Below are 20,087 nucleotides of genomic sequence, written 5' to 3'. Positions count from 1 at the left end.
GGCGATGGTCACTGACCCAGTACTGCTCCAAGCGACTGCCGACCTGTTCCCCAATGGGATCAGTCGGTACGCCGTTGGCGGGCTACTCGTCGGCCTCGGGACCGTCCTGATCTACATCGGGACGGGAATCCCAGCCGGGGCGAGTACGTTCCTGGAGTCGACGCTGTCGTACGCCTCGGACCAATCTCGCTTCCAGCAGTACGTCGGCTCGCGCGACTGGCGGCTCGTGTTCACAGCCGGCATCATCTTGGGCGGGCTGGCGTTCGCGGCGACGTTCCAGTCCGGTCTGGTCACGAGCCCGCTGTACCAGCCCGGAACGACCGGCAAGCTGTACGATATCGGCGGCGTGACGCTCTGGATCACCGACGTCCAGCCGTGGCGGCTGTTCGTCGGCGGCATCCTGGTCGGAATCGGCACCCGAATCGGCAAGGGCTGTACGTCAGGGCACGGCGTCTGTGGCGTCGGATCGGCGTCGAAGACGTCGCTGGTCGGCGTGTTAACGTTCCTGACCGTCGCAATCGGAACCGCGCAGGTCGTCGCCGCGCTGGGTGTGAGCCCATGAGCGACCGCCACCCGCTGTTCAAGCCGCTGATCTTCGTCGGCGGCATCGTGTTCGGGTTCGGGCTCGGGTTCAGCCACATGGCGCGACCGGAAGTGGTGCTGAACTTCCTCCAGTTTGAGGACCTCGGGCTCCCGTTCGTGATGTTCGGGGCGGCAATCGTCTCAGGCATCGCCTTCGCGGTGATGCCGCGACTCCTCGACCGCGCCCCCCTCACGGGCGACCCCTACGAACGCCGTCTGAAGCCGTTCGACCGGAACGTCCTGGTCGGCGGCGCCGTCTTCGGCGTCGGCTGGGGGCTGTCCGGCATCTGTCCGGGCGCCGCCTACGCCAGCCTCGGTGTCGGCAACGTCACCATCCTTTGGGCGCTCGCGGGGATGTTCGTCGGCGCGTACGCCCAAGGGTACTGGCGGAGCCGCAGCCAGGCACGTGACACCGCCGCGACGGGCACAGACTAACCCACGTCTATGGACCCCGCTCTCATCTCCCTCTTCGCCGGCGCAGCGCTCGCGAGCCTCTTCATGGCCTGGGTCATCGGTGCCGGGTCCAGCGGCGCCACGCCGTTCGCGCCCGCCGTCGGCGCGAACGCAGTCTCGACGATGCGGGCGGCGTTCGTCGTCGGCATCTTCGGGTTCGCTGGCGCCGTCACGCAGGGCGGAAACGTCTCCGAAGCCATCGGGAGCGGCCTCATCGGCGGTATCAGTCTCCCGGTCGCCGGCGTCATCCTCGTGCTCGTGTTGGGCGCGGGACTGATGGCGGTCGGCATCACGACCGGCTACCCGATAGCGACCGCGTTCACCGTGACCGGTGCCGTCATCGGCGTCGGACTCGCGCTTGGCGGGACGCCGGTCTGGTCGAAGTACCGGCAAATCGCCGCCGTCTGGGTGTTGACGCCGTTCGTCGGTGGTGGTATCGCGTTCACCATCGCGAGCCTCCTCCCGCGTCCCGACGTCCCCGAACGGTACAGCATCCCCGTCCTCGCTGGCCTTGTCGGGGCCGTCCTCATGAACGTCCAGTTCAGCTTCCTCGGTGAGGGGAACACGGCAGGAACTGTCCGCGACCTCGGACAGCAAGTGCTGTCAGCCGACGGATTCGTGTCGGCGTTTGGGATTACCGGTTTCGCAGCACTGGCGGTCGCGGCCGTCGTCTGGTGGGACGTTAGTCGCGACGAGCGCGGCGGCCTGCGGCGCGTGCTGTTCGCGCTCGGGTCGCTCGTGGCGTTCTCCGCGGGCGGCAGCCAGGTCGGGCTCGCTGTCGGGCCGCTGCTCCCACTGCTCGACGAGGTGGGGATGGTGTCGACGCTCGCCGTGCTCGTCGGCGGCGGCCTCGGAATGCTCGTCGGCTCTTGGACGGGCGCGCCGCGGATGATTAAATCGCTCGCGCAGGACTACTCGTCGCTCGGGCCGCGGCGCTCCATCTCGGCGCTCGTTCCGTCGTTCCTGATCGCACAGCTGGCAGTCCTGCTCGGTGTCCCGGTCTCGTTCAACGAGATCGTCGTCAGCGCCATCATCGGAAGCGGTGCCGCCGTTGGTGGTCGGGAAGCTGTGGATACCAGAAAGATTCTCCTGACAGTCGGGGCGTGGGCAGGATCGTTCCTTCTCTCGTTCGCGCTCGCGTACGGAGCCGCGTTCCTCCTACTGTAACCCACAACTGAATCTGCTGAGCGCAAGCACCAATGACTACGACAACTGAACTCGAAGACTGAATGCTCCGTGGGAGCCCTGTCTCGTGGGACTCCCATGCGACCTAAGAGCTAGCATGGGCTGCCAACGCCCAACGATATCGCAGCTCTGGTGCTGTCCCTCTCAGACTGCCCGGGGTGGCGGAACGAGGAAGACGTTTCCCGTCGCCTGTGCGACGATCTCCTCCGAAACGCTGCCCAACAGGAGCCGCCGGATACGGCTTCTCCCTTTCGATCCGACGAGGACCGTCGACGGCGTTACCTCTGCTTCGACGGCGAGGATTTCGTTGGCTGGATCGCCTTGCCGGACCTCGATCCGCGTCTCGATACCCCAGTTTTCGAGCGTGCTCGCCCGCTCGGCCAGTCGTTCCCGTGGGCCGCCATCGGCGTCGGCGCCCTCGTCTTTTGGCGACCGAACGTGAACGAGTGTTGCCTCCTCGGTCGCGTGACGGAGGTACGAGAAGGCGTCGAACGCTCGGTTGGCGTTCTCAGAAAAGTCCGTCGCGAAGAGAACACGCTGAAAGAGGTGTTCCCGGAGAACGTTGGGGTCGTCGGTCCCCCGCTCGACGCGGTTGACCAACAACGGAACGACAGTCGTCCGCGCGAGGTTGCGGGCGGTCGAGCCGATGATCCGGTTCTCGAGCGGGCTCTGGCCCCGAGAGCTGACGACCGCGAGGTCAGCGTGGACGGTTTCAGCGATGCCGTTGATACGGCGATAGGGGGTTCCACGGACGACGTGGGTCTCGACGTCGAATCCGGCGGCCTCGATCACCGTCTGATACTGGTCGAGTGCTCGTCGACGTTGCTCCTCGAAATTCACGCCGGGCATTCCGGAGTGGACGTTCGCCGGAACGACCGTCACGAGGTGGATCGTATCGACGCCAATACGGCCCAAGCACTCGAGACAGGTTTCGTTCTCTATTGCGGCCTCACTTGCAGCCGACAGGTCGGTCGCGCACAGGGCCCTCATAGCGACACTTTTGTCGAGTGTCCACAATATTGTTTTGTTCGGCTTTGTAGGATTAGTCGACAACGGCATCTCCGCTGAGCAGTTTCGTGCGCTGCCAGCGTCTATATGTTTCTTATAAGTTACCGATACTCTAAGAGATGTTACCGGAATATAGTATTGTATAGTAGTCCCAAAAACGTTATAAGAACGAGGCGGATAAGTGCTACTGAGCAGAAATGTGCAAACAGCGAATTTCCGTGTTCGAAACTCCGAGGGAGACCCGATGGCAGGATTAGAGATTCCCACATGGGATCCCGAGACAGCCTTGCTTATCGGCACGATACTACTGGAAGCGATCGTGCTATACGTGGGCTACGGTGGCCTCGAACGGCTCTTCGGGCCCTATCTGATGAAGCTCTTGGTCGGAGGTGAAGCCAATGCTCGATAGTCTCCTTGACGGCCTCGGGATCTTGGGAACCAGTCCTGAGATGCTTGCACTGTTCGTCGGGTTCGGCCTTGTCGTCGGGGTCCTGTTCGGGTTCTTCGGCATGGGCGGGTCGTTCCTCGTCACCCCTGCACTGCTGATGCTAGACTACCCGGCGCCCGTCGCAGTGGGGAGCGGAATGGCGTTCGTCTTCGGGACGGCCGTCATCGCGACCCTGAAGCACCACGACCTCGGGCAGGTCGACTACAAACTCGGCGCCATCATGATTACTGGGACGACAATCGGTATTGAGGCCGGCCGTGCCAGTGTCTATTACCTCGAGTCGTTAGGACTCGCTGGCGGTATCATCAGCGTCGCCTACGTGGTCCTGCTCGGCGGTGTCGGGGCGATGGTGACTCGTGACGCGTTGAAGAGTAATAGCGGTGGTATCGATCACGAGGCTGCTAACAAGGACCTCGACGAGTACGAGATCCCAGAAATCGCCAAAACCATTCAACAGACCGTTCGGATACCACCGATGGTGTCGCTCCGCGGCGACGTCCGTGTCTCCGTGTGGGTTATCACGGCCGTCGCCTTCGCGACTGGTCTTCTGTCCGGCTTCCTCGGCGTCGGTGGCGGCTTCATCCGGATGCCGGCGATGATCTATGCGATCGGGGTCCCGGTGCCCGTCGCCGTCGGCACTGACCTGTTCGAGATCGTCTTCTCCGGCGGTCTCGGAAGTTACCTCTACGGACAGGGCGGCGGCGTGAACCTCGGTATCGTCGCCCCGCTGTTGTTCGGGAGCGCACTCGGTGCGCGTATCGGCTCTGCTGCGACCGCCGTCGTCGACGCTGACGGCATCAAGATCTACTTCGGCGGGATGCTCCTGATCGGTGCCGTCGCCGTGGGTATCGGAGAGATCGGCTCCTACGTCGGCAGCCCGACGCTCGAGTTGCTCGGACTGGTACTGGTTATCGGCGCGGCGGTCGTCGTCGCCTTCGCGATTCTGTACACGACGATTTCGTCGCTTCGTCAGAAGCGTCATCAGGGAACCTCGGTTACCGACTAATCTGTTTTTGCGCCAACCTGCTGGCCGGTCGGGTTGATTTGGTTGTTGACTCCCTGGATATCCCCAGAGTGACGAGTAGCTGTTTACACCTTTTTCTGTTTACCTCTCTTGGTTCACCGCGAAATTGTGCGAACTGCGCAAAAGTCTTTTAATGGCTCAGTACGTACGTAGTTTCGATAACAATGCCAGATTCGATGTCTGAACAGCTCCGTCGGGACATGGTGTGCGAAGGGCTGCTGGAGTGTTTCCACGGTCTCAAAGAACTCGATAAGGAGTGCTTCCAGGCGCTCGTCGAGTCCGAAGAACCGCTGACTGTCGACGAAATCGCCGACGCAGTCGACCGTGAGCGCTCGACGGCCTACCGTGCCGTCCAACGGCTGCTGCAGACCGGTTTCATCGAGAAAGACCAGATCAACTACGACCAGGGTGGCTACTACCACGTCTACTCGCCGACTGACCCCTCCAAGATCGCCGATGACATGCAACGCCTGCTCAACGACTGGTACGCGAAGATGGGGCAGCTCATCCAGGAGTTCGAAACCAAGTACGAACAGACCGAAACTGCGGCTCCTGCAGCCGAAAGCTAACGCCTTACCTCTCTATCTCTGGTCCTAAGACTCATCTCGGGAGCAGAATTTTGCGCGATCTCGGGTTCCGATCGGTATTTCGGCAGACAGTCTGTCTTGAATAGTATTGTATATTTTTCCCAAAACTCTTAATTAGCGCTGGTGCATACGTACTGTTGATGGCAACTGATACTGCATCCGACGCTGGCACCGCGTCCACGAACGAACCGCTCCACGTCGACGGTCAGTCCCAACTCGATGACATTGTTGCAGAGAACGACGTCGTCCTCACGGACTTCTACGCCGACTGGTGTGGGCCGTGCCAGATGCTCGAACCGATCGTCGAGACGCTCGCCGCCGAGACCGACGCGACTGTGGCGAAAGTCGACGTTGATGCCAACCAGCAACTCGCCACCGCCTACGGTGTCCGGGGGGTTCCCACCCTCGTCCTGTTCGCCGGCGGCGAACAGGTCAAGGAAATTGTCGGTCTCCAGGCTGAGGACCAACTCCGAACGCTCATCGAGACCTACACCGAATAAATGACCGAGGACATCCACGACCTCGTCATTGCTGGGTCGGGCGTCGCCGGTCTCTCGGCGGCGGTCTACGCCGCGCGTGCCGATCTCGACCCACTCGTCCTCGAGGGCGACGAACCGGGCGGGCAGCTCACACTGACGACCGATGTCGAGAATTACCTCGGGTTCCCCGACGGCGTCGGCGGCATGGATCTGATCCAACGCGGGAAGGAGCAGGCCGAGCAGTTCGGCGCGGAGTTCCGACACGGCCGCATCGAGGACGCGGATGTGGACGACCAACTCCTCGAGCTGTCGCTGTCGATCGGGGACACGATCTACACACGGTCGCTGATCGTCGCGACCGGCGCGAGCGCGCGTTGGGTCGGCGCCGAAAACGAGAACGAACTGATGGGGCACGGGCTGTCGACGTGTGCGACCTGTGACGGCGCGTTCCACCGCGGCGACGACGTTCTCGTCGTTGGTGGCGGCGACAGCGCGATGGAGGAAGCGTTGTTCCTCGCGAAATTCGCCGACTCGGTGACGGTCGTTCACCGCCGCGAAGAGCTGCGAGCATCGGAGATCATGGCCGACCGTGCTCGCGACCACAAGGATGTCCAGTTCCGCTGGAACACGGAGCTCGAAGCAATCCACGGCTCGCAAGAGGAGGGCGTTACCGGCGCCACGCTCGTCTCCCATCCCGAGGGATATCCCAGAAAGAAAGCCGAGTCCGGTGTCGACGTCGAACGAGAGACAGTCGACGTTGGGGGCGTGTTCTACGCCGTCGGCCACACACCGAACACGCAGTTCCTCGACGGCACCGGCGTCGAACGGGACGAGAACGGCTACATCTTCACGCGAAACGACGCCGCTGGTCGGCCCACAGCCCGGACGGCCGTCGAAGGAGTGTTCGCAGCTGGCGACGTTGCTGACCCGCGCTACCGACAGGCGATCACGTCCGCCGGCACCGGAAGTATGGCTGCCCTCGATGCCGAGGAATTCCTTGAGGCGCTTCAGGACTCGAGTGACTCGGCCGCTCCAGCGACAGTCACAAAGGAACAATCTGTTCCATGACCTCCAAGTTCACTACCACCATCGTTCGTAGTACTGTTGGCTCCGTCCTATTGATCGCATTTACCGGGATTGCCAGCGTACAGTCCGGCGGTGGTCACTCTGGTGGAATGGGTGGGATGGGCGGCGGGATGAGTGGCTTCGGCTGGTGGCCCCTCATTTGGTCGCTAATCTTACTGAGTGTGGTGCTCATCGTCGGCTATACAGTCTACGCACACGGACGTACACCGGCTACTGAGCGATCTGACACGGACACTGCACTGTCGACGCTACGCTCCCGGTACGCTCGTGGAGAGATCTCCGAGGAGGAATTCGAAGAGCGTCGTCACCGACTTGAGGAATAACTGATGAGCAACTACCAGACCAGATCCGGTTCTTGTTTTGGATTGCTGAGCACACGATGCATTAGCCCTGTTTGAACTCTTGCTCCATCGGAAGCTCCTCACTGCTCGCCGGCGCGGAAAGACTTCCCATCGAGACTGGCGTCGAGCTTGCAGGTGCTCGCTGCCTTAACCAACGAACCTCGACAACACTCGCAGGGTGTTGGTTAATCGATGGCCAGCACTGGCGCTACTCGAGACTGGGGCCGTAGCGAACCGAGCCACACACCCGGCACTCCCAGATCGGTTGCCGCGGTCTCGCCAGTGGATTCGCTCAGCGCCATCGCTGGAACCAGCCACACCGCGTCGGGAAGTGAGGGCCATTGATCGCCAATCAAGGCGGCCTCGGAAAACTTGCGGTCGCCCCCCCACGCCCTCGAGGAGTAGACTAAACGTCAGGCGATTCAGTCGGGTTTGTGTCCGGCTCACCGACCCACTCTGCATTCCACTCGTCGATTGCAGCGAACACTGGCTCGAGTGCCGCACCTTTCTCAGTCAGGCTGTAGTGGGTCGCGACGGGTGGGCCTTCCTCGACACGGCGATCGACGATCCTGTCCTCTTCGAGTGATTCGAGGACTCGCGAAAGTGTGTACGAACTCGCTCCGGATGCTCGTTTCAACTCGTTAAATCGATGGTCGCCATCGAACAGGTTGTACAGAATCCGAAGACGCCACTTGGTCCCGAACTGATCAAGTGATTGGACACCTGCACATGCGTTTGGCGTGAGTTCGCGAACCTCTCGGAGATTGTCATCGATCTCCTCGTCGGGCGCTGGAACCATACCAGCTATACGGTAGTCCTCCGATGTAAGCGTTTGTCTTGGGTCGTCTTGTGCCGCTCAGATACTGATGAGCGTACCGGCTGTGCAAGTGATTTACGTTTTTATAGTCGCTGGTAGCGCGACTTCTATATTTAGATGAGCGCAACCGGGAATGGCTGAATCGGGAAGTAAGTTGGTATCGCTCATGAGGTCATCTCCAGTAGGCTACGGACGTTCAGCCTCTAGGAACGAACCAATTCCGTCGAACAGTCGATCAAGCGTCGTTTTGTCTGTGAACGGGTTCAATAGGACGACTCGGAGCCACCGTGTGTCCCGATAGGTCGGTAGCGAGACAAAGACGTCCTGTTTGGAGAGCAGGTAGCGCTGGAGCCGTCCGTTGAGTGCATCTCGATCGTCCGGTGGACACCAATCGGGCGCGGCACGGAAACAGATGATGTTCATCTCTGGCTCGCTGGCCAGTTCCAGCGCATTCTGGTCAGTGACGCGGTCGCGAATCACAGCCGTCAGGCGATAGCTTTCGTCGATCAACTGTCCGAGTCCCTCACGACCGAGATGCTGGAAGGTAAGCCAAAGTTTCAGAACCTCCGCCCGCCGGGTCCCTTGGACGCTCAGTTCACCGAGGTTCGGAATCGCATCGTCGCCGCGCATATACGGCGCCCCAACCCTGAAATCCTGCTGCAAGATGTCCAAATCGGCGAACAACGTCATCGCGCATGTCTTCGCAACATAACACCATTTCTGCGGGTTGAACGTCACTGAGTCGGCCTCCTCGATTCCATCAAGTCGGTCCCGTTCGGCTTCAGAGAAGACGAGGGCCCCGCCGTAGGCCGCGTCGACGTGGAACCACAGGGCATGCTCATCGACTACATCACGAATCGCCGGGAGCGGATCAATGTTCCCAGTCGTGGTTGTGCCAGCGGTCGCGACGACACAGAACGGCGCGCGACCGTTTTGTTCGGCCTGTTCGACTGCCTGATTCAGCGCGCTCGGCTTCATTCGAGAGTTCGCGTCCGTTTCGACGGCGATGACGGCGTCGGTTCCGAGCCCCAGTAGCATTGCGGCTTTCTGTAGGGAGGTGTGTGCCACCTGTGATGCGAACAACACTGGCTCACCATCCAGTCCGGCGATCCCACCCTCGTGAACATCGAATGCCTTGTTCCGAGCGACTGAGAGGGCATGTAGGTTCGCGAGTGACCCCCCACTGGCGAGGACTCCGCCGGCGTTGGGGCCGAGGCCGAATTCGCTGGCGATGGTCTCGGTCAACTGAACCTCGAGTTCCGAGAATACTGGCGACATTTCCACGCTCAACATATTGTTGTTGACCGCCGATGCGACGAGGTCACCCAGTATCGACACCGTAGTCGGCATCGTATCCATATGACCGATATATCCCGGATGTGCGGGATTCATCGATCCCGCAACGATCGTCTCGAGGGCATCGAGAACGTCGGTCTGGGAGCGTGGTGATTCTGGGATCGCCCCCATAGGGGCGGTCGACTCGGCAGGTAACGGCGACCGTTTTTCGGCCGCTCCGAGCTGTTCGAGGAGCTGATCGAGTACGTCCTCGGTGAGATCCCGGATGGCTTCGGCGTTATCCCCACGCGGATCGATGAATCCCGTTTCGGGCGAGTTGGAACGGTTCATATGAGCGCTTCTCTCTCTGGTAACTTAGGGACTCGTTGGACCGATGTCACTCACTCCCTATTCGTTTGCGACCGTGAGGCATCGTAAAATCGATATTCGGTCCGACTGGGACGAATCCAGTCGGGTTGATGTCCGTATGACTCCGGTAGTAGTGTTTCTTGATGTGATCGAGGTTAACCGTCTTTGAGACGCCGTCGTGTTGATAAATGTCGCGCGTGTATCCCCAGAGGGTGGAGTCGTCAACGAGACGCCGAACGTTACATTTGAAGTGTGTGTAGTAGACGGGGTCGAACCGGACGAGCGCGGGGAACAGTCGAAGGTCCGCGATGGTGAGCGACTCGCCGACGAGAAATCGCTGGTCGGCAAGGACCTCCCCCCAGTAGTCGAGGGCGTCGAACATCGTCTCGACCGCTTGCTGGTAGGTGTCCTGTGAGTCCGCGAAGCCGGCGGTGTACGCCCCCTGAAGGATCGGTTCGTATATTTTCTCGACGACCGCGTCGATTTGGTCGCGCTTCCCTGCTGGATACAGGTCGTACTCGTCGCTCTGGTCTGCGAAGCCCGTCGCGAGCGTATCCATGATCTCGATGGACTCGTTATTGACGATAGTCTCTGTCTCGCGGTCCCAGAGAACTGGCGTAGTAACGCCACCTGTGTACTCTGGGTCGGCTGCCGTGTACACTTCGTGGAGGTAGTCCGAGCCATGGATGGAATCCGGCGTACAGCCGGGTTTGTCGGGAGTGAACTGCCAGCCCTCCTCACCTCGGTACGGGTCGACGATGTCCATCGAGATGACATCCTCGAGGCCCAGTAGCTTCCGCACTAAGACAACGCCGTGGGCCCATGGACAGGCCCGGGAGATGTACAGGTGATAGCGTCCCGATTCCGGGGTATATGGTGAGTCAGGAGAGATGCGCTCTCGGAACCCGTCGTCACTCCGCTCCTGGTCGTTTTCAGTCAGTTCGTCAGATGTCTTCCAGTGGCCGTCGATGAGGCGTCCCATGTGTGCTGAACTATGTTCTGTTGATGGTCGTGGGCGTGAGGCGATTACGCTGTCTCTGATACGGGTTCTTTGAATTCGATGAGGTAGCCGAACGGATCTCGAACGTAGATTGCTGGGGCTTCGCCGGTTGCCCCGTCAGGCGTGCCTTCTCGCTCGATAATGACGCCGGCGTCCTCGAGTTCTTGCTTGACGTCTTCGATGTCCTCGTCTAGAATGATTGCGAGGTGGTCGAAGTTCTCTCGCTCGGGGTGGACGAACTCCTCGGTCGGTCTAACGTGGATGATTGTGTCTGGTGCGAGCCGAAAGTGGAAAATCGGCGTGTCGCCCTCCTCGTAGTCCTCGAACCCTTCGAGTGGAAATCCGAGATGACCCTGATAGAATTCGATTGCGTGCTCTATCTCGTCCTCCGGAATCTTGAGGTGAACGTGGTCGATGCGTCGTGCGTCCATTGTTCTGGATTGATATAGAATCGTCTATCGAATATAGTTCAGGCAATCTGTGTCTGATTAGGTTACACGAGGCTAACCACCCACCATCGACGAGAAGCAAAACGGTTGTCGACCCGAAAATCACGAATATTCTTCTCGGCGCATCAGTACTTTCCAGTTCATTCACCAATGAGCCCACTCTCCTTGGAGAGGACAGCGGGCAGCGGTCATTTCAATATCCCGGTCAGCGTATCGCGGTGCGTCCGAATTGTCGCCTTCGAGGCGTTTGCCACGTCCGCGGCCTCGGATTGCGTCCGGACACTCGAGGTCCGAGGCGAGTCGCGGTACGAACATGCTGGGGGAGACGGGGTCGGCAGGGATCCTCTGGTCACATCGATTGACGGATATCCGACCCGCAGATCGGAAAGTTGTGCTGCGGACGCGTTGTATCCAGCCAATGCCGTTACGAGCACGCCAACCAACATGTCGTTCCATCGGGCTTGACCGGATACGCCCAAGACAAACGGGACGAAGAGAAGCAAGACTCCAAGAAAGGTGAGAGCGCCTGCTATCCACTTACTCGGCATTCCCTGTTCCCGCTCGCACGAGTAGTTGTGGCCGGCGAGAAGCGAGAGATAACCACCGACAACAACGTCTCCAGGTGCTGATCAGCGACGCCTCCAGTATAAACGGAGCGGCCATGAGCCAGGCTCCAAGTAGTCCGATGGCTATCGTTATCCAACGAGTAGGGGACGTCATTCAAAGAAAAGGAATCAGGTTTCCGACTAGGTCTGTTCAGGAAGCCATCTCGCGACAGGTTTCAGCGCAGTCGCGGAGGACCTCAGCACAGACCTGGCAGTGTTCGGCATCGTGGCGCTCACATTCCTCGGCACAGTCCTCGCACGCGTCAGCGCAGGCCGTCGCGAGCTGCTGGCTGTAGTTCGAATTACGCGCCATGAATCGGGCGTGCAACGTCGTCATGTCAGCGACGTCCCGGCAGAGACGAGCGCACTCCTCCATCTCTGAGTCGCCGAGACACTCGTCGGCGCACCACTCGCACGCCTGGGCAGCTGCAAGGCAATTGTCAATGCACTCGGCCATCAGGTCATTCTCGCTAACGTGCGGGATCTCGGTCAAAGCCATAGCAGTATAGACTCCGACCCCATCGGACTTTGTTATCCACTCCCCGATCCGGAACGGAAGATTAGTGAGATAGGGGATAATGCCAGATTTATTCAGAATACTAAGCCGCGAAACCGAGGAGGACAAGCCGGAGGACGCCAATCTATCTAGTAATTTCTACATAGAGACGTCCTCAGGAGCGCTCTTGAATGAAGAGGGAGAGATGATCTCATCTTCCGCAGTTGGACTCAAGGGACTTAGGCCCGTACTTCAGATATGGTCGACACGACTTTCCACACGTTGAGTGCTCTCTTTGCACTCGTGAGCGGAACTGCAGCGGGGCTTCTTTCTCTCCTATTCTGGCGCGTACTCCGCGAATCCCCGTTCGGGACGGTTATTGCGCTTCTCTCTGGGACGATGACCGCTATGATCATTTACCACGTCGTTTTGTTTCTCGTCGAACCAAACATCCTACTTCTTGACACGCTCCGGAGTGCCCTCTATACAGTCATTGCAATCTTCCTCTGGCTCGTGATTGTGACTCACCAACAAATCGACAGCAGCGCGGCCGAGAGGTGAGATCCAATGGTTGACAGTTCCGTATTTGCCTATTATAATCTTGCAATTGGGCTCGTTACCGGTCTCGGCGTTTGTTACTTTCTGTTCTTCAAGCAGACTGTCGTTGAGTATCAGCAGTATCTGCTGTTCACGGTGGCAGGGCTGATGGTATTCCTCGTCGGCGGACCAGTGGTGGAACTGTTCTTCCCGTCTTTCGTCCACTGGATACATGGAGCCGCTGCACTACCGGTCATTCTCGGACTGTACGATCCCGTCGAGAAAGACCTGCGTCGTGATGCCTGGGCAGACGTGCTCCTCCAGAAGCCCATCCAGATCAGAGAGCAAGCAGACTGGATGTTGCCGATCGACGACGCCATCCTCGAACTCTTCAACTCGAAAGAGCTGGTTCTTACTCCCGCGATTATCGCATACAACATTGAGTACAGTCGTGGGGAGGTGAATCGCCGTCTACGCACGTTAGAGAAGCGCGGATTCGTCACGAAGGTCGAACGTGGAAAATATAGGATAACGGCCCTTGGAAAACAGTACGTGACCGGAACGATCGATAGTGGCCCGCTCACACCTGCCGATGAACGGTAGCGATCGGTCGTTTCCTACTCGCTGACTTCAGTTTTCACGACGGTTGCCGGACGAGTCGTCAATCGGAGGACGCGGTCGGTAACACTTCCGAGCAGCGCACGATACTCGTCCGGCCGGCGTTTGGTACCGAGTACGAGGATATCCGCGTCGCAGTCGCCTACGTGGTCAACGATGGTCTCAGCGGGGCGGCCATGTTGCATCGTCGTCTCGACGTCGACACCCATTTCCGATGCTCGACGTCGGAGTTCCGAAAGCGTCTCCTCGCCGTGTTCTTCGAGGCCGTGTTCAGGGCCTTCGGCTTCGTTGACGTACTCGTCGCCGCTGTATGCGGTCACGACGTCCTCGTCGACGACGTAGAGCACGTGAAGGACTGAGTCGTGGGCGGCGGCGAGTTCAAGTGCGTGCGTTTCAGCCTCTTCAGACGCGACAGTACCATCGGTTGACAGTAGAATTCGGTCGTACATTCAGTCGGAATTCAAAGGAAGTAACAATAAATCTACCTCCCTTATCCACCGGCGGGGACTCACCGTACACCATTTCCCCCACTCGTCTATTCAGATTCGCACTTCAAGCCCGAAGGGCCACCGAAAATACACTTCCCTCTCTCATCAGAGGGGGAAATTATCTTTGACTGACTGGAACGCAAGTCTGGCGAGTAAGTGCGCGGGACCCCGCTTGGGTAGGCCGAGGGCAACGCTCATCACGCCCGGTTGCTCCAGCTGGAGGGGGAGTGATGAGTCGGAGCGTTCTTTCGCGGCCTACTCTTGGAGAAGCTATACTGGCGAACAGCAGAGTTCCTCCTGCCGACTGGACCCGAGTTCGAATTAATCGTCGTGGTTATGGCCTTCCATTACCATCAGGTGGCCGGTGGCGTATTCGTCAGGGTTCTCTTCGAAGGTTTCCTTGCAGGTCTGTGAGCAGAAGTAGTACGTCTCGCCGTCGTGGGTCGCCGCTGGTTCGCTGTCGTCAGTCCGCATCCCACAGACGGGGTCACGGTACTGGCCGGGCGCACCCAGGCCGCGACGATAGACGTACAGGAGAAAGCCCGAAAGCGCGAAGGCGATGATGTTGAGATAGAACGTGTAATTGAGTTCGAAGTACGTCTGCTCGGTCGCCGTCTCGCCACCTGCCAGATCTGGAACGATCCCCAGGGCGTCGAACAGCAGTTCCATGAGGAAGCCGGTGAACGCCATCGTGACGAAGAAGACGCCGAGGATGTACAACATGATCTTCCAGCCGTAGTACTTCCGGTAGATGTTCAGGACGGGAATCGTGATGAGGTCGGCGTAGACGAACGCGATGACGCCCGCGAAACTGATGCCGCCGCCCCAGAGCGCAACGGCGAACGGGACGTTGCCCATGCTGCCGACGAAACTGAGGACGGCGATGGCGACGCCCATAATCGCGTTCTCGGCAGTCACGAGAAGCCCGTCGCCCTGAATGAACAGGGTATTCCACACCCACTGGGGAACGAAGACGATGACGAACCCCGAGATCAGGAAACCGGCGATGACGTCTTTCCAGATCATCGACCACTCCTTACGGTACTGGTTCCCGACCTTGTACCAGCCACCCCACGAGAGCAGCTCTTCGCGCCACCCGCCACGGCTCGATGTCTCCTGGCGGTAGGTCTCCATACACCCCTTCGAACAGAACTTCAGCGTCTCACCGCCATCGGTGGTGAGCGTGTACTCGTCTTTGCCTGCCATCCCGCAGGTCGGGTCCTCAGTGACGCCCGACTTGTGATCGCGCTCGTTGAGCGTCTCTCGTACCTCGTCGAAGAGATTCTCCGGAAGCGTGAGATGAACGATGACGGCCATTACGGCAATGAGAATGAGCCCGCCGAGTAACTCTGCGACGAGGAACTCCCAGCCGAGCAGAATTAGAATCATCAACCCGAGTTCGACGATGAGATTCGTCGACGCGAACATGAACGCGAGGAAGTTCACCGCGTGCGCTCCCTTCTTGAACAGCCCTTTTCCGATGGCGACAGCGCCGAAACTGCAGCCACTACTGGCCGCGCCGAACGCAGTCGCCTTGGTGAGTCCGCTTAGGTCCCCGTTGCCCAGCACCTGTGCCATTCGCTCTTTTGAGACGTAGACCTGGACGAGACTCGTGATCGTAAGCCCCATGATGATCGCCCAGGCTGCCGTCCAGAGGAAGCCTAAACCGATACGTAGAGCTTCGAAGATACCATCAATCATTGTCGTCACCATGGTATCATTTCGAAGGGATCATCTATTGCAGTTTTCCTTCAGATAGTTCGAGTCAGATCCGGGGTAAGTAGGAATTCAAAAGAATAGCGGCGGATGAAACATACAGATCAAAAGCACAACCGCATTGAATAGTTAGTGCGTAGTATTAGTTGAAACCCACACTCACGGAGGGATCACAATATGCCTACAAGCTCAGACGAGACGCGACTTGTTACACTTCTCCTCGTTATCATCGGCCCCGTCATCATTTTACCCATGTTCTTCATGGGCTTCGGGATGATGGGGTTCGGTCCAATGATGGGCGGGATGTGGGGAGGTCACATGTGGGGCGACGGGACGATGCCTGGCTGGATGTTCGTCGTCGGCATCGTAATGCAGCTCCTGTTCCTTGCCGCCCTCGTCGGTGGTGGGTACCTCATCTATCGCGGGATTACTGGGGATGCGAGTGACTCAGACCAAGCACTCGAAGAGCTTCGGCTCGCCTACGCCCGCGGAGACTTGACCGACGAAGAATACGAACAGCGCCGCGAAGCACTCGAACGAGACACCTGATCACGACCAGACAAAGTTGAACTATGCCCGGTTTCTCCGATCACCGTCAACAGTTGACCCGTCCGCAACTTCCAGCATGGCTTGACCGATACACGACGCTCGGACTGTACGGGCTTCTCGTCGGGACGGGTCTCTGTTTGGTCGCGTTCCTCACGAATCCAGTTCCCGATCCCTCCTTTCCGTGGGCGACGCTTCCTGAGTCACTACGGCTGCCGATTGCACAGCCTCGGATCGAACACTGGCCGGTGACCTACACTATTGGTATCTGGCTGTGGGTCTTCTGCTTTCCCGCGCTCTTCCTCGCTGGATACCAGCGATACGGCGACCTAGATCGTGGGGCAGCACTGTGGCTCGTTGAGTTGCCGACCGTCGCGATGCTGGGTTGGACCACGTATTGCCGGTTCTTATGGCCGAAACTCCATCCACCGACCTGGAACGCCCCGGCCTACACGTTCGTCTGCTGGCTGTACTGTTCGACCTACGACTCCATTTGGAGCAACGCAGCGTTCCTGATTGCGCTTCTCGGCGCCGTCACCACGATTATGATCCTGCAGCGAACACGCAGAACCAAGTACGCACTCATCGGGTTCGGCATACTGGCCCTCCCTCTCGGCCTCCCTGCCCTCTACGAGGGAGCCCGACGAGCAAGAACTGAGGGCTGACTTCGGTCGTTCAGCCCTGGGATCGTGGTTCGATTTCGTCAAGTGCCTCTGTCGCCACATCTCCAAGTTCACCAGCTTCAATATGTGAGTACCGCTCACGAACCATCTCCTCCGAGTTGTCGAGATATCGAGCTGCCACCGTATACCCGAACGCGCGGACAAGCACCTCGCCCATCCCTCGTCGACCGCCGTGCGGAGCAAGATAGTCGTGTTTCGGATGGTCGATATCGATCTCTGCGGCCTCCGAGAGGCGTTGGAGAATTGACCGCGCGCCGTCCGTCGTAATCGACGGCGGCCGGATATCCTCATCGAGCGCCAGCAGGAGGTCGCGAGCGTACTCTTCACGACGCTCAGTAATTGCTTCTGGGCGTTCCCCTCGGTCGGCGAGCTCATCCTGGACTAGACCCGCAAGCGTCCGTTGGTCGTACGTCGGAAACACCGGCCAGCGCTCCGTCGGCGGGTCCATCAGCTTCCAGTAGCTTCGCAGCGGCGAGATCACTGGGTCGGGGAGACTGGCGGCGTCCCACTGCTGTTTCTTCCGGTAGACGTCCATACTCCCCTCATCGAGCGAGAGGTCCTCCCAGCGGACGCCACGTCGGCGCGGGTCGTTCGGATCCCGGAGGAGTTCACCGACACGAACGGCCGTGTACGCGAGAACGAACACTAGCGCCCGGTCACGAGCAGCCTTCAGCGCCGCGTAGCGCGCTCGTTGCTTGTCGAGGGAGTCAGTCTCCTCCGAGAGTGTGGTGTACGCCTCCACGGCGTCGCGGGCCCGCTCCTCGACGTGGCGGGTGAGGGCGTGGCGCTGCTCGGACGTCCAGGCCTGCTGGTCGCCGGGCTTGCGGCCGTCGTCTTCCGGGAGCGGTGCCATCGCACTTGCCCGCTGGGCGTAATGGGCTTCGAGATATCCCTCGTTGACGCACCAGCCACACCACGCAGAGATATAGCGGTAATAGGTTTGTACGGTATTCTGCTTGAGTCCACGGTCACCAGCGAGATGCCGGGCGTACTCGCGGAAGACACGTTCGTCGAGATCCTCGAAGGTGGGTTCGCGATCGACGTCTTCGGGGACGACCCCGGTCCAGTCGTCGCCGCGGTCGCCGGCGGCCCACTCGGCGAACCGCTCGAGTTCGCGTGCAGCGTTCCGTCGATAGTTTCCGCCGTCGCCACCGCGGCCTTTCCCCTTGTCCTGGAGATAGCGCTCGAAGGAACTCGCGAGTGACTGATCAGAACGGTTTCGAGGTGTGCTGGGAGTCATGATTCTTCGTTCCCGTATTGGTAGGTGGGACGGACGTCCTCGAGAAGCGCTTCGATGATTTCCCAAAGGATCAGGGAGGGGGTCTCGTGCTCGAATGAAATCCCCCAGCGGTCCTCCGTATCGGCGGTTGAGTACTGAAAATGCGCCTGTCCGAGATCAGGATGGTCCTCGTCTTGGTGCCAGCCGGCGTGAAAGCCAGTGTTCGAGTCCGTGTAGTTGATACGGAACCAATCGTCTGGATCCTGTCGATACCACTTGACAGTCAGTTCCGATGACTCAGGGCCCGTCGGGGGATCAAGGCGAGCCGGATCGATAATCGCTCGCAGCTGCTTGGCCTCGATATCGTCAGGAACGTACTCGACGGCCGTGACCTGTGGAACACGGTCGAGGACATCACGCTTTAGCTGAGCATAGAGGTTCGTGTTCGGATCACCACCTGGATGCGGAACAGACATCCGTTAGCTGTTGGCCTCGGCAGGCTCTGTCGTCGGCGCGAGAAAGTCCCATTCGCGGATGGCGAAGCCGACGATCTGGATACGCCGTTGAAGGTGCTCCCACTCGCGGGCGATCTCACGGCGACGGTCTTCCTCGTCAGCGTCAAGAGATTCGTCAGTGAGCGTTCCGCGAAGTTGGTTCGGTGACTCGACGTCGAATTCGTCCTCCCAGTCGCGGATCTGCGTCTTCATATCGGCGAGACGGTCCGTGAGTTCCTCGACAGTGTGCCCGCTGTCCCGAAGACGCATCGCCTCCTGCATCGCCTGACGGCGATAATCAGGGTAGTACGTGGTGTGTATACCGCTCTCGTTCCGGTGGAGGATCCCGTCGTCGACGAGCCGCTCGAGAACGCGCTTCGTTGGCTCGTGTGACCATCCCGCTTCAGAGGCGATCCAGTTTGCCGTTCGCGGCTCCGACAGCTGTCGGGCGACCATCCGCGCGCGGTCTTCACCCGTGGTCTGACGGTTCATCAGGCTCTCGGAGTTCGATCCGTCTTCGGTCATACAACATCGTTCCGGCTGTGTCTTAATATAGGTTGAGGTTATTAGTCCTATATCGGATCCTTTTCTTCGGTATCGCCCTGAGCTCAGCTGAGGATACCCAGAAAGATATCGAACCCCGTTCTTGGCGGCTCTACCTGAGGGAAGCGGCGTCGTGAGGCGGTTATAGCATTCGTGCTTCACCGACGGCGGCGGGGTACTTCAAAGTGGTCGTGATTACGAGCATAATCAGGACCACTCGAAGTATTCGGACGATCGCCAGAATTATGGATTTTAGAGGCTTCTGGGGCCGGATTATCGCACTAAATGAACTCGTATATCATTTACCGCGATACAAAATCCCAGGGTGTGGAGTTGAAACTACATCCAGCATAGAGGAGATGTAATGCGCGATTCCAGCTGAATTGGTCAGCAGGAACTTCCTCGGACCAGCGTTCGAAGGTCGTCAGAGGAACGAATAGTTTCTGACCCCTCGTTCTTGACATCATCTGTCGATTGCGACCATCGCGGCGTTCGCACCGAGAACTGAGGCATTCATTATCTGCAGATAGTCCGAATAGAAGCCGGCGTTCTTGAAGAAGCAAAACGATCGCTGTCCCAGGTAGCTGTGGATATGGACGCCGTACACACGGAGCTGTTCGTTGAGGAGGAATTCTGCTGACTCAAGCTGGAAGAACTCCGAACTCTGGAAGCCTGTATCGACGATGACTACGAGGAGGCCAAAGCATCGCTCATTCGCTTCGAAGGATTGGAGTCGGTGACGCTCCTGCCCGGACACGGTAACCCCTGTCATGGAGATATCGACACGTCACTCTCTCTTGTACGCTAACATGTGAAGGATGTAGCTACCGGGCGTAGAAAACAATGCATAAGAGTGATCAACAGCTATATATATATATATATATATAATTGCATTTCCATATGGAGTGGTTAGGCACTGTCTAGTTTAGCACCTCTGCTGGCGTCTGTCCGTTGAGTGACTGGTGCGGTCGCTGCGTGTTATAATAGTGTACGAACTGTTCAAGCCACTCTCTGACGCTCGCCCGACTGCCGACCCACG

The 20,087-nt window shown here is 59.1% G+C and carries 26 protein-coding genes and 2 pseudogenes; 13 read left to right on the top strand and 15 right to left on the bottom strand.

Annotated features, from left to right (window positions below):
* Nucleotides 1–4 precede the first annotated feature (4 nt).
* From EYW42_RS17905 to EYW42_RS17895, 3 genes are read left to right on the top strand one after another with little or no spacing between them, the layout of a single operon-like run.
* Nucleotides 5–562, top strand: a complete 558-nt coding sequence (locus tag EYW42_RS17905; protein ID WP_135536822.1) for a YeeE/YedE family protein — start codon at nt 5–7, stop codon at nt 560–562.
* Nucleotides 559–1,017, top strand: coding sequence for a YeeE/YedE family protein (locus EYW42_RS17900; protein WP_135536821.1), 459 nt, complete (start codon nt 559–561; stop codon nt 1,015–1,017). Before EYW42_RS17905 ends, EYW42_RS17900 begins: the two co-directional genes overlap by 4 nt.
* Nucleotides 1,018–1,026: 9 nt before the next feature.
* Entirely contained in the window at nt 1,027–2,202 is a 1,176-nt protein-coding gene (locus tag EYW42_RS17895; protein WP_135536820.1) for an inorganic phosphate transporter, read from the top strand.
* A gap of 162 nt (nt 2,203–2,364) precedes the next feature.
* Here EYW42_RS17895 and EYW42_RS17890 read toward each other — a convergent pair whose 3' ends face one another.
* Entirely contained in the window at nt 2,365–3,210 is an 846-nt protein-coding gene (locus EYW42_RS17890) for a universal stress protein (protein WP_135536819.1), read from the bottom strand.
* A gap of 262 nt (nt 3,211–3,472) precedes the next feature.
* Here EYW42_RS17890 and EYW42_RS20735 point away from each other — a divergent pair, with 262 nt between their 5' ends.
* The 6 genes from EYW42_RS20735 (at nt 3,473) to EYW42_RS20470 (ending at nt 7,175) form a co-directional block, all read left to right on the top strand.
* A complete protein-coding gene (locus EYW42_RS20735) occupies nt 3,473–3,637 on the top strand; it encodes a DUF7512 family protein (protein WP_164471069.1) in 165 nt (54 codons plus the stop codon).
* Entirely contained in the window at nt 3,627–4,682 is a 1,056-nt protein-coding gene (locus tag EYW42_RS17885; RefSeq protein ID WP_135536818.1) for a sulfite exporter TauE/SafE family protein, read from the top strand. The genes EYW42_RS20735 and EYW42_RS17885 overlap by 11 nt, the downstream gene beginning before the upstream one ends.
* Nucleotides 4,683–4,864: 182 nt before the next feature.
* Nucleotides 4,865–5,269, top strand: a complete 405-nt coding sequence (locus EYW42_RS17880) for a helix-turn-helix domain-containing protein (protein ID WP_135536817.1) — start codon at nt 4,865–4,867, stop codon at nt 5,267–5,269.
* Nucleotides 5,270–5,427: 158 nt separating this feature from the next.
* Nucleotides 5,428–5,787, top strand: coding sequence for a thioredoxin (gene trxA, locus EYW42_RS17875; protein WP_135536816.1), 360 nt, complete (start codon nt 5,428–5,430; stop codon nt 5,785–5,787).
* Nucleotides 5,788–6,834 carry an NAD(P)/FAD-dependent oxidoreductase gene (locus EYW42_RS17870; RefSeq protein ID WP_135536815.1) on the top strand — a complete coding sequence of 349 codons (1,047 nt, stop codon included), beginning with the start codon at nt 5,788–5,790 and terminating at the stop codon, nt 6,832–6,834.
* Nucleotides 6,831–7,175: an SHOCT domain-containing protein gene (locus tag EYW42_RS20470; RefSeq protein ID WP_135536814.1), complete on the top strand. Its 345-nt coding sequence runs from the start codon at nt 6,831–6,833 to the stop codon at nt 7,173–7,175. The genes EYW42_RS17870 and EYW42_RS20470 overlap by 4 nt, the downstream gene beginning before the upstream one ends.
* A 424-nt stretch (nt 7,176–7,599) precedes the next feature.
* Here EYW42_RS20470 and EYW42_RS17860 read toward each other — a convergent pair whose 3' ends face one another.
* The 7 genes and pseudogenes from EYW42_RS17860 to EYW42_RS17830 all read right to left on the bottom strand — a co-directional run bounded on the left by EYW42_RS17860 (nt 7,600) and on the right by EYW42_RS17830 (nt 12,207).
* Entirely contained in the window at nt 7,600–7,992 is a 393-nt protein-coding gene (locus tag EYW42_RS17860; RefSeq protein ID WP_135536813.1) for a winged helix-turn-helix transcriptional regulator, read from the bottom strand.
* Nucleotides 7,993–8,196: 204 nt separating this feature from the next.
* A complete protein-coding gene (locus EYW42_RS17855) occupies nt 8,197–9,636 on the bottom strand; it encodes a pyridoxal phosphate-dependent decarboxylase family protein (protein WP_135536812.1) in 1,440 nt (479 codons plus the stop codon).
* Nucleotides 9,637–9,682: 46 nt separating this feature from the next.
* Nucleotides 9,683–10,636 carry a glutathione S-transferase family protein gene (locus EYW42_RS17850; protein WP_135536811.1) on the bottom strand — a complete coding sequence of 318 codons (954 nt, stop codon included), beginning with the start codon at nt 10,634–10,636 and terminating at the stop codon, nt 9,683–9,685.
* A 44-nt stretch (nt 10,637–10,680) separates the two neighbouring features.
* Entirely contained in the window at nt 10,681–11,085 is a 405-nt protein-coding gene (locus tag EYW42_RS17845; protein ID WP_135536810.1) for a VOC family protein, read from the bottom strand.
* A gap of 206 nt (nt 11,086–11,291) precedes the next feature.
* Nucleotides 11,292–11,445 (bottom strand): annotated as a pseudogene (locus EYW42_RS20605) (transcription initiation factor IIB family protein); the annotation flags it as partial.
* Between the two features lie 83 nt (nt 11,446–11,528).
* A pseudogene (locus EYW42_RS20730) lies at nt 11,529–11,708 on the bottom strand (SPW repeat domain-containing protein); the annotation flags it as partial.
* Nucleotides 11,709–11,859: 151 nt separating this feature from the next.
* The gene (locus tag EYW42_RS17830; RefSeq protein ID WP_135536809.1) at nt 11,860–12,207 is read right to left on the bottom strand and encodes a four-helix bundle copper-binding protein; all 348 of its coding nucleotides are present in this window, start codon (nt 12,205–12,207) and stop codon (nt 11,860–11,862) included.
* A gap of 255 nt (nt 12,208–12,462) precedes the next feature.
* On the opposite strand from EYW42_RS17830, the gene EYW42_RS17825 reads away from it, so the two are divergent.
* Together EYW42_RS17825 and EYW42_RS20210 are read left to right on the top strand one after the other, a co-directional pair.
* Nucleotides 12,463–12,765, top strand: a complete 303-nt coding sequence (locus tag EYW42_RS17825; RefSeq protein WP_135536808.1) for a hypothetical protein — start codon at nt 12,463–12,465, stop codon at nt 12,763–12,765.
* 6 nt (nt 12,766–12,771) lie between these two features.
* A complete protein-coding gene (locus EYW42_RS20210) occupies nt 12,772–13,344 on the top strand; it encodes a helix-turn-helix domain-containing protein (protein WP_135536807.1) in 573 nt (190 codons plus the stop codon).
* Between the two features lie 14 nt (nt 13,345–13,358).
* On the opposite strand, the gene EYW42_RS17815 is transcribed toward EYW42_RS20210, so the two are convergent.
* Together EYW42_RS17815 and EYW42_RS17810 are read right to left on the bottom strand one after the other, a co-directional pair.
* Nucleotides 13,359–13,808, bottom strand: a complete 450-nt coding sequence (locus tag EYW42_RS17815) for a universal stress protein (protein WP_135536806.1) — start codon at nt 13,806–13,808, stop codon at nt 13,359–13,361.
* Between the two features lie 360 nt (nt 13,809–14,168).
* Nucleotides 14,169–15,560: a permease gene (locus tag EYW42_RS17810; protein ID WP_135536805.1), complete on the bottom strand. Its 1,392-nt coding sequence runs from the start codon at nt 15,558–15,560 to the stop codon at nt 14,169–14,171.
* Between the two features lie 180 nt (nt 15,561–15,740).
* Between EYW42_RS17810 and EYW42_RS17805 the strand changes: the two genes are divergently transcribed.
* Complete coding sequence (locus tag EYW42_RS17805) at nt 15,741–16,112, top strand: SHOCT domain-containing protein (RefSeq protein WP_135536804.1); 372 nt, start codon at nt 15,741–15,743, stop codon at nt 16,110–16,112.
* Nucleotides 16,113–16,135: 23 nt separating this feature from the next.
* A complete protein-coding gene (locus EYW42_RS17800; protein WP_135536803.1) occupies nt 16,136–16,774 on the top strand; it encodes a hypothetical protein in 639 nt (212 codons plus the stop codon).
* Nucleotides 16,775–16,784: 10 nt separating this feature from the next.
* On the opposite strand, the gene EYW42_RS17795 is transcribed toward EYW42_RS17800, so the two are convergent.
* The 5 genes from EYW42_RS17795 to EYW42_RS17775 form a co-directional block, all read right to left on the bottom strand.
* A complete protein-coding gene (locus EYW42_RS17795; RefSeq protein ID WP_135536802.1) occupies nt 16,785–18,032 on the bottom strand; it encodes a tyrosine-type recombinase/integrase in 1,248 nt (415 codons plus the stop codon).
* A complete protein-coding gene (locus tag EYW42_RS17790; protein ID WP_135536801.1) occupies nt 18,029–18,487 on the bottom strand; it encodes a hypothetical protein in 459 nt (152 codons plus the stop codon). Before EYW42_RS17790 ends, EYW42_RS17795 begins: the two co-directional genes overlap by 4 nt.
* 3 nt (nt 18,488–18,490) lie before the next feature.
* Nucleotides 18,491–19,030 (bottom strand): DUF7342 family protein, encoded by a 540-nt coding sequence (locus EYW42_RS17785; RefSeq protein ID WP_135536800.1) that lies wholly within the window; start codon nt 19,028–19,030, stop codon nt 18,491–18,493.
* Between the two features lie 481 nt (nt 19,031–19,511).
* Nucleotides 19,512–19,820 (bottom strand): hypothetical protein, encoded by a 309-nt coding sequence (locus EYW42_RS17780; protein WP_135536799.1) that lies wholly within the window; start codon nt 19,818–19,820, stop codon nt 19,512–19,514.
* A 148-nt stretch (nt 19,821–19,968) separates the two neighbouring features.
* On the bottom strand, nt 19,969–20,087 hold a 119-nt coding region (locus tag EYW42_RS17775; protein WP_161972926.1), incomplete at its 5' end, for an integrase core domain-containing protein.

It is taken from the genome of Halostella pelagica, from assembly GCF_004762015.1.
Taxonomy (GTDB): domain Archaea; phylum Halobacteriota; class Halobacteria; order Halobacteriales; family Natronoarchaeaceae; genus Halostella; species Halostella pelagica.
Note: the sequence above shows the minus strand (reverse complement) of the source record. Positions and strands in the feature narration are given on the sequence as shown.

Excerpts from the sequence above, each read along its gene's own strand:
- EYW42_RS17905 (WP_135536822.1), top strand. The coding sequence starts at position 5 with ATGGTCACTGACCCAGTACTGCTCCAAGCGACTGCCGACCTGTTCCCC.
- EYW42_RS17900 (WP_135536821.1), top strand. The coding sequence starts at position 559 with ATGAGCGACCGCCACCCGCTGTTCAAGCCGCTGATCTTCGTCGGCGGC.
- EYW42_RS17895 (WP_135536820.1), top strand. The coding sequence starts at position 1,027 with ATGGACCCCGCTCTCATCTCCCTCTTCGCCGGCGCAGCGCTCGCGAGC.
- EYW42_RS17890 (WP_135536819.1), bottom strand. The coding sequence starts at position 3,210 with ATGAGGGCCCTGTGCGCGACCGACCTGTCGGCTGCAAGTGAGGCCGCA.
- EYW42_RS20735 (WP_164471069.1), top strand. The coding sequence starts at position 3,473 with ATGGCAGGATTAGAGATTCCCACATGGGATCCCGAGACAGCCTTGCTT.
- EYW42_RS17885 (WP_135536818.1), top strand. The coding sequence starts at position 3,627 with ATGCTCGATAGTCTCCTTGACGGCCTCGGGATCTTGGGAACCAGTCCT.
- EYW42_RS17880 (WP_135536817.1), top strand. The coding sequence starts at position 4,865 with ATGCCAGATTCGATGTCTGAACAGCTCCGTCGGGACATGGTGTGCGAA.
- trxA (WP_135536816.1), top strand. The coding sequence starts at position 5,428 with ATGGCAACTGATACTGCATCCGACGCTGGCACCGCGTCCACGAACGAA.
- EYW42_RS17870 (WP_135536815.1), top strand. The coding sequence starts at position 5,788 with ATGACCGAGGACATCCACGACCTCGTCATTGCTGGGTCGGGCGTCGCC.
- EYW42_RS20470 (WP_135536814.1), top strand. The coding sequence starts at position 6,831 with ATGACCTCCAAGTTCACTACCACCATCGTTCGTAGTACTGTTGGCTCC.
- EYW42_RS17860 (WP_135536813.1), bottom strand. The coding sequence starts at position 7,992 with ATGGTTCCAGCGCCCGACGAGGAGATCGATGACAATCTCCGAGAGGTT.
- EYW42_RS17855 (WP_135536812.1), bottom strand. The coding sequence starts at position 9,636 with ATGAACCGTTCCAACTCGCCCGAAACGGGATTCATCGATCCGCGTGGG.
- EYW42_RS17850 (WP_135536811.1), bottom strand. The coding sequence starts at position 10,636 with ATGGGACGCCTCATCGACGGCCACTGGAAGACATCTGACGAACTGACT.
- EYW42_RS17845 (WP_135536810.1), bottom strand. The coding sequence starts at position 11,085 with ATGGACGCACGACGCATCGACCACGTTCACCTCAAGATTCCGGAGGAC.
- EYW42_RS17830 (WP_135536809.1), bottom strand. The coding sequence starts at position 12,207 with ATGGCTTTGACCGAGATCCCGCACGTTAGCGAGAATGACCTGATGGCC.
- EYW42_RS17825 (WP_135536808.1), top strand. The coding sequence starts at position 12,463 with ATGGTCGACACGACTTTCCACACGTTGAGTGCTCTCTTTGCACTCGTG.
- EYW42_RS20210 (WP_135536807.1), top strand. The coding sequence starts at position 12,772 with ATGGTTGACAGTTCCGTATTTGCCTATTATAATCTTGCAATTGGGCTC.
- EYW42_RS17815 (WP_135536806.1), bottom strand. The coding sequence starts at position 13,808 with ATGTACGACCGAATTCTACTGTCAACCGATGGTACTGTCGCGTCTGAA.
- EYW42_RS17810 (WP_135536805.1), bottom strand. The coding sequence starts at position 15,560 with ATGGTGACGACAATGATTGATGGTATCTTCGAAGCTCTACGTATCGGT.
- EYW42_RS17805 (WP_135536804.1), top strand. The coding sequence starts at position 15,741 with ATGCCTACAAGCTCAGACGAGACGCGACTTGTTACACTTCTCCTCGTT.
- EYW42_RS17800 (WP_135536803.1), top strand. The coding sequence starts at position 16,136 with ATGCCCGGTTTCTCCGATCACCGTCAACAGTTGACCCGTCCGCAACTT.
- EYW42_RS17795 (WP_135536802.1), bottom strand. The coding sequence starts at position 18,032 with ATGACTCCCAGCACACCTCGAAACCGTTCTGATCAGTCACTCGCGAGT.
- EYW42_RS17790 (WP_135536801.1), bottom strand. The coding sequence starts at position 18,487 with ATGTCTGTTCCGCATCCAGGTGGTGATCCGAACACGAACCTCTATGCT.
- EYW42_RS17785 (WP_135536800.1), bottom strand. The coding sequence starts at position 19,030 with ATGACCGAAGACGGATCGAACTCCGAGAGCCTGATGAACCGTCAGACC.
- EYW42_RS17780 (WP_135536799.1), bottom strand. The coding sequence starts at position 19,820 with ATGACAGGGGTTACCGTGTCCGGGCAGGAGCGTCACCGACTCCAATCC.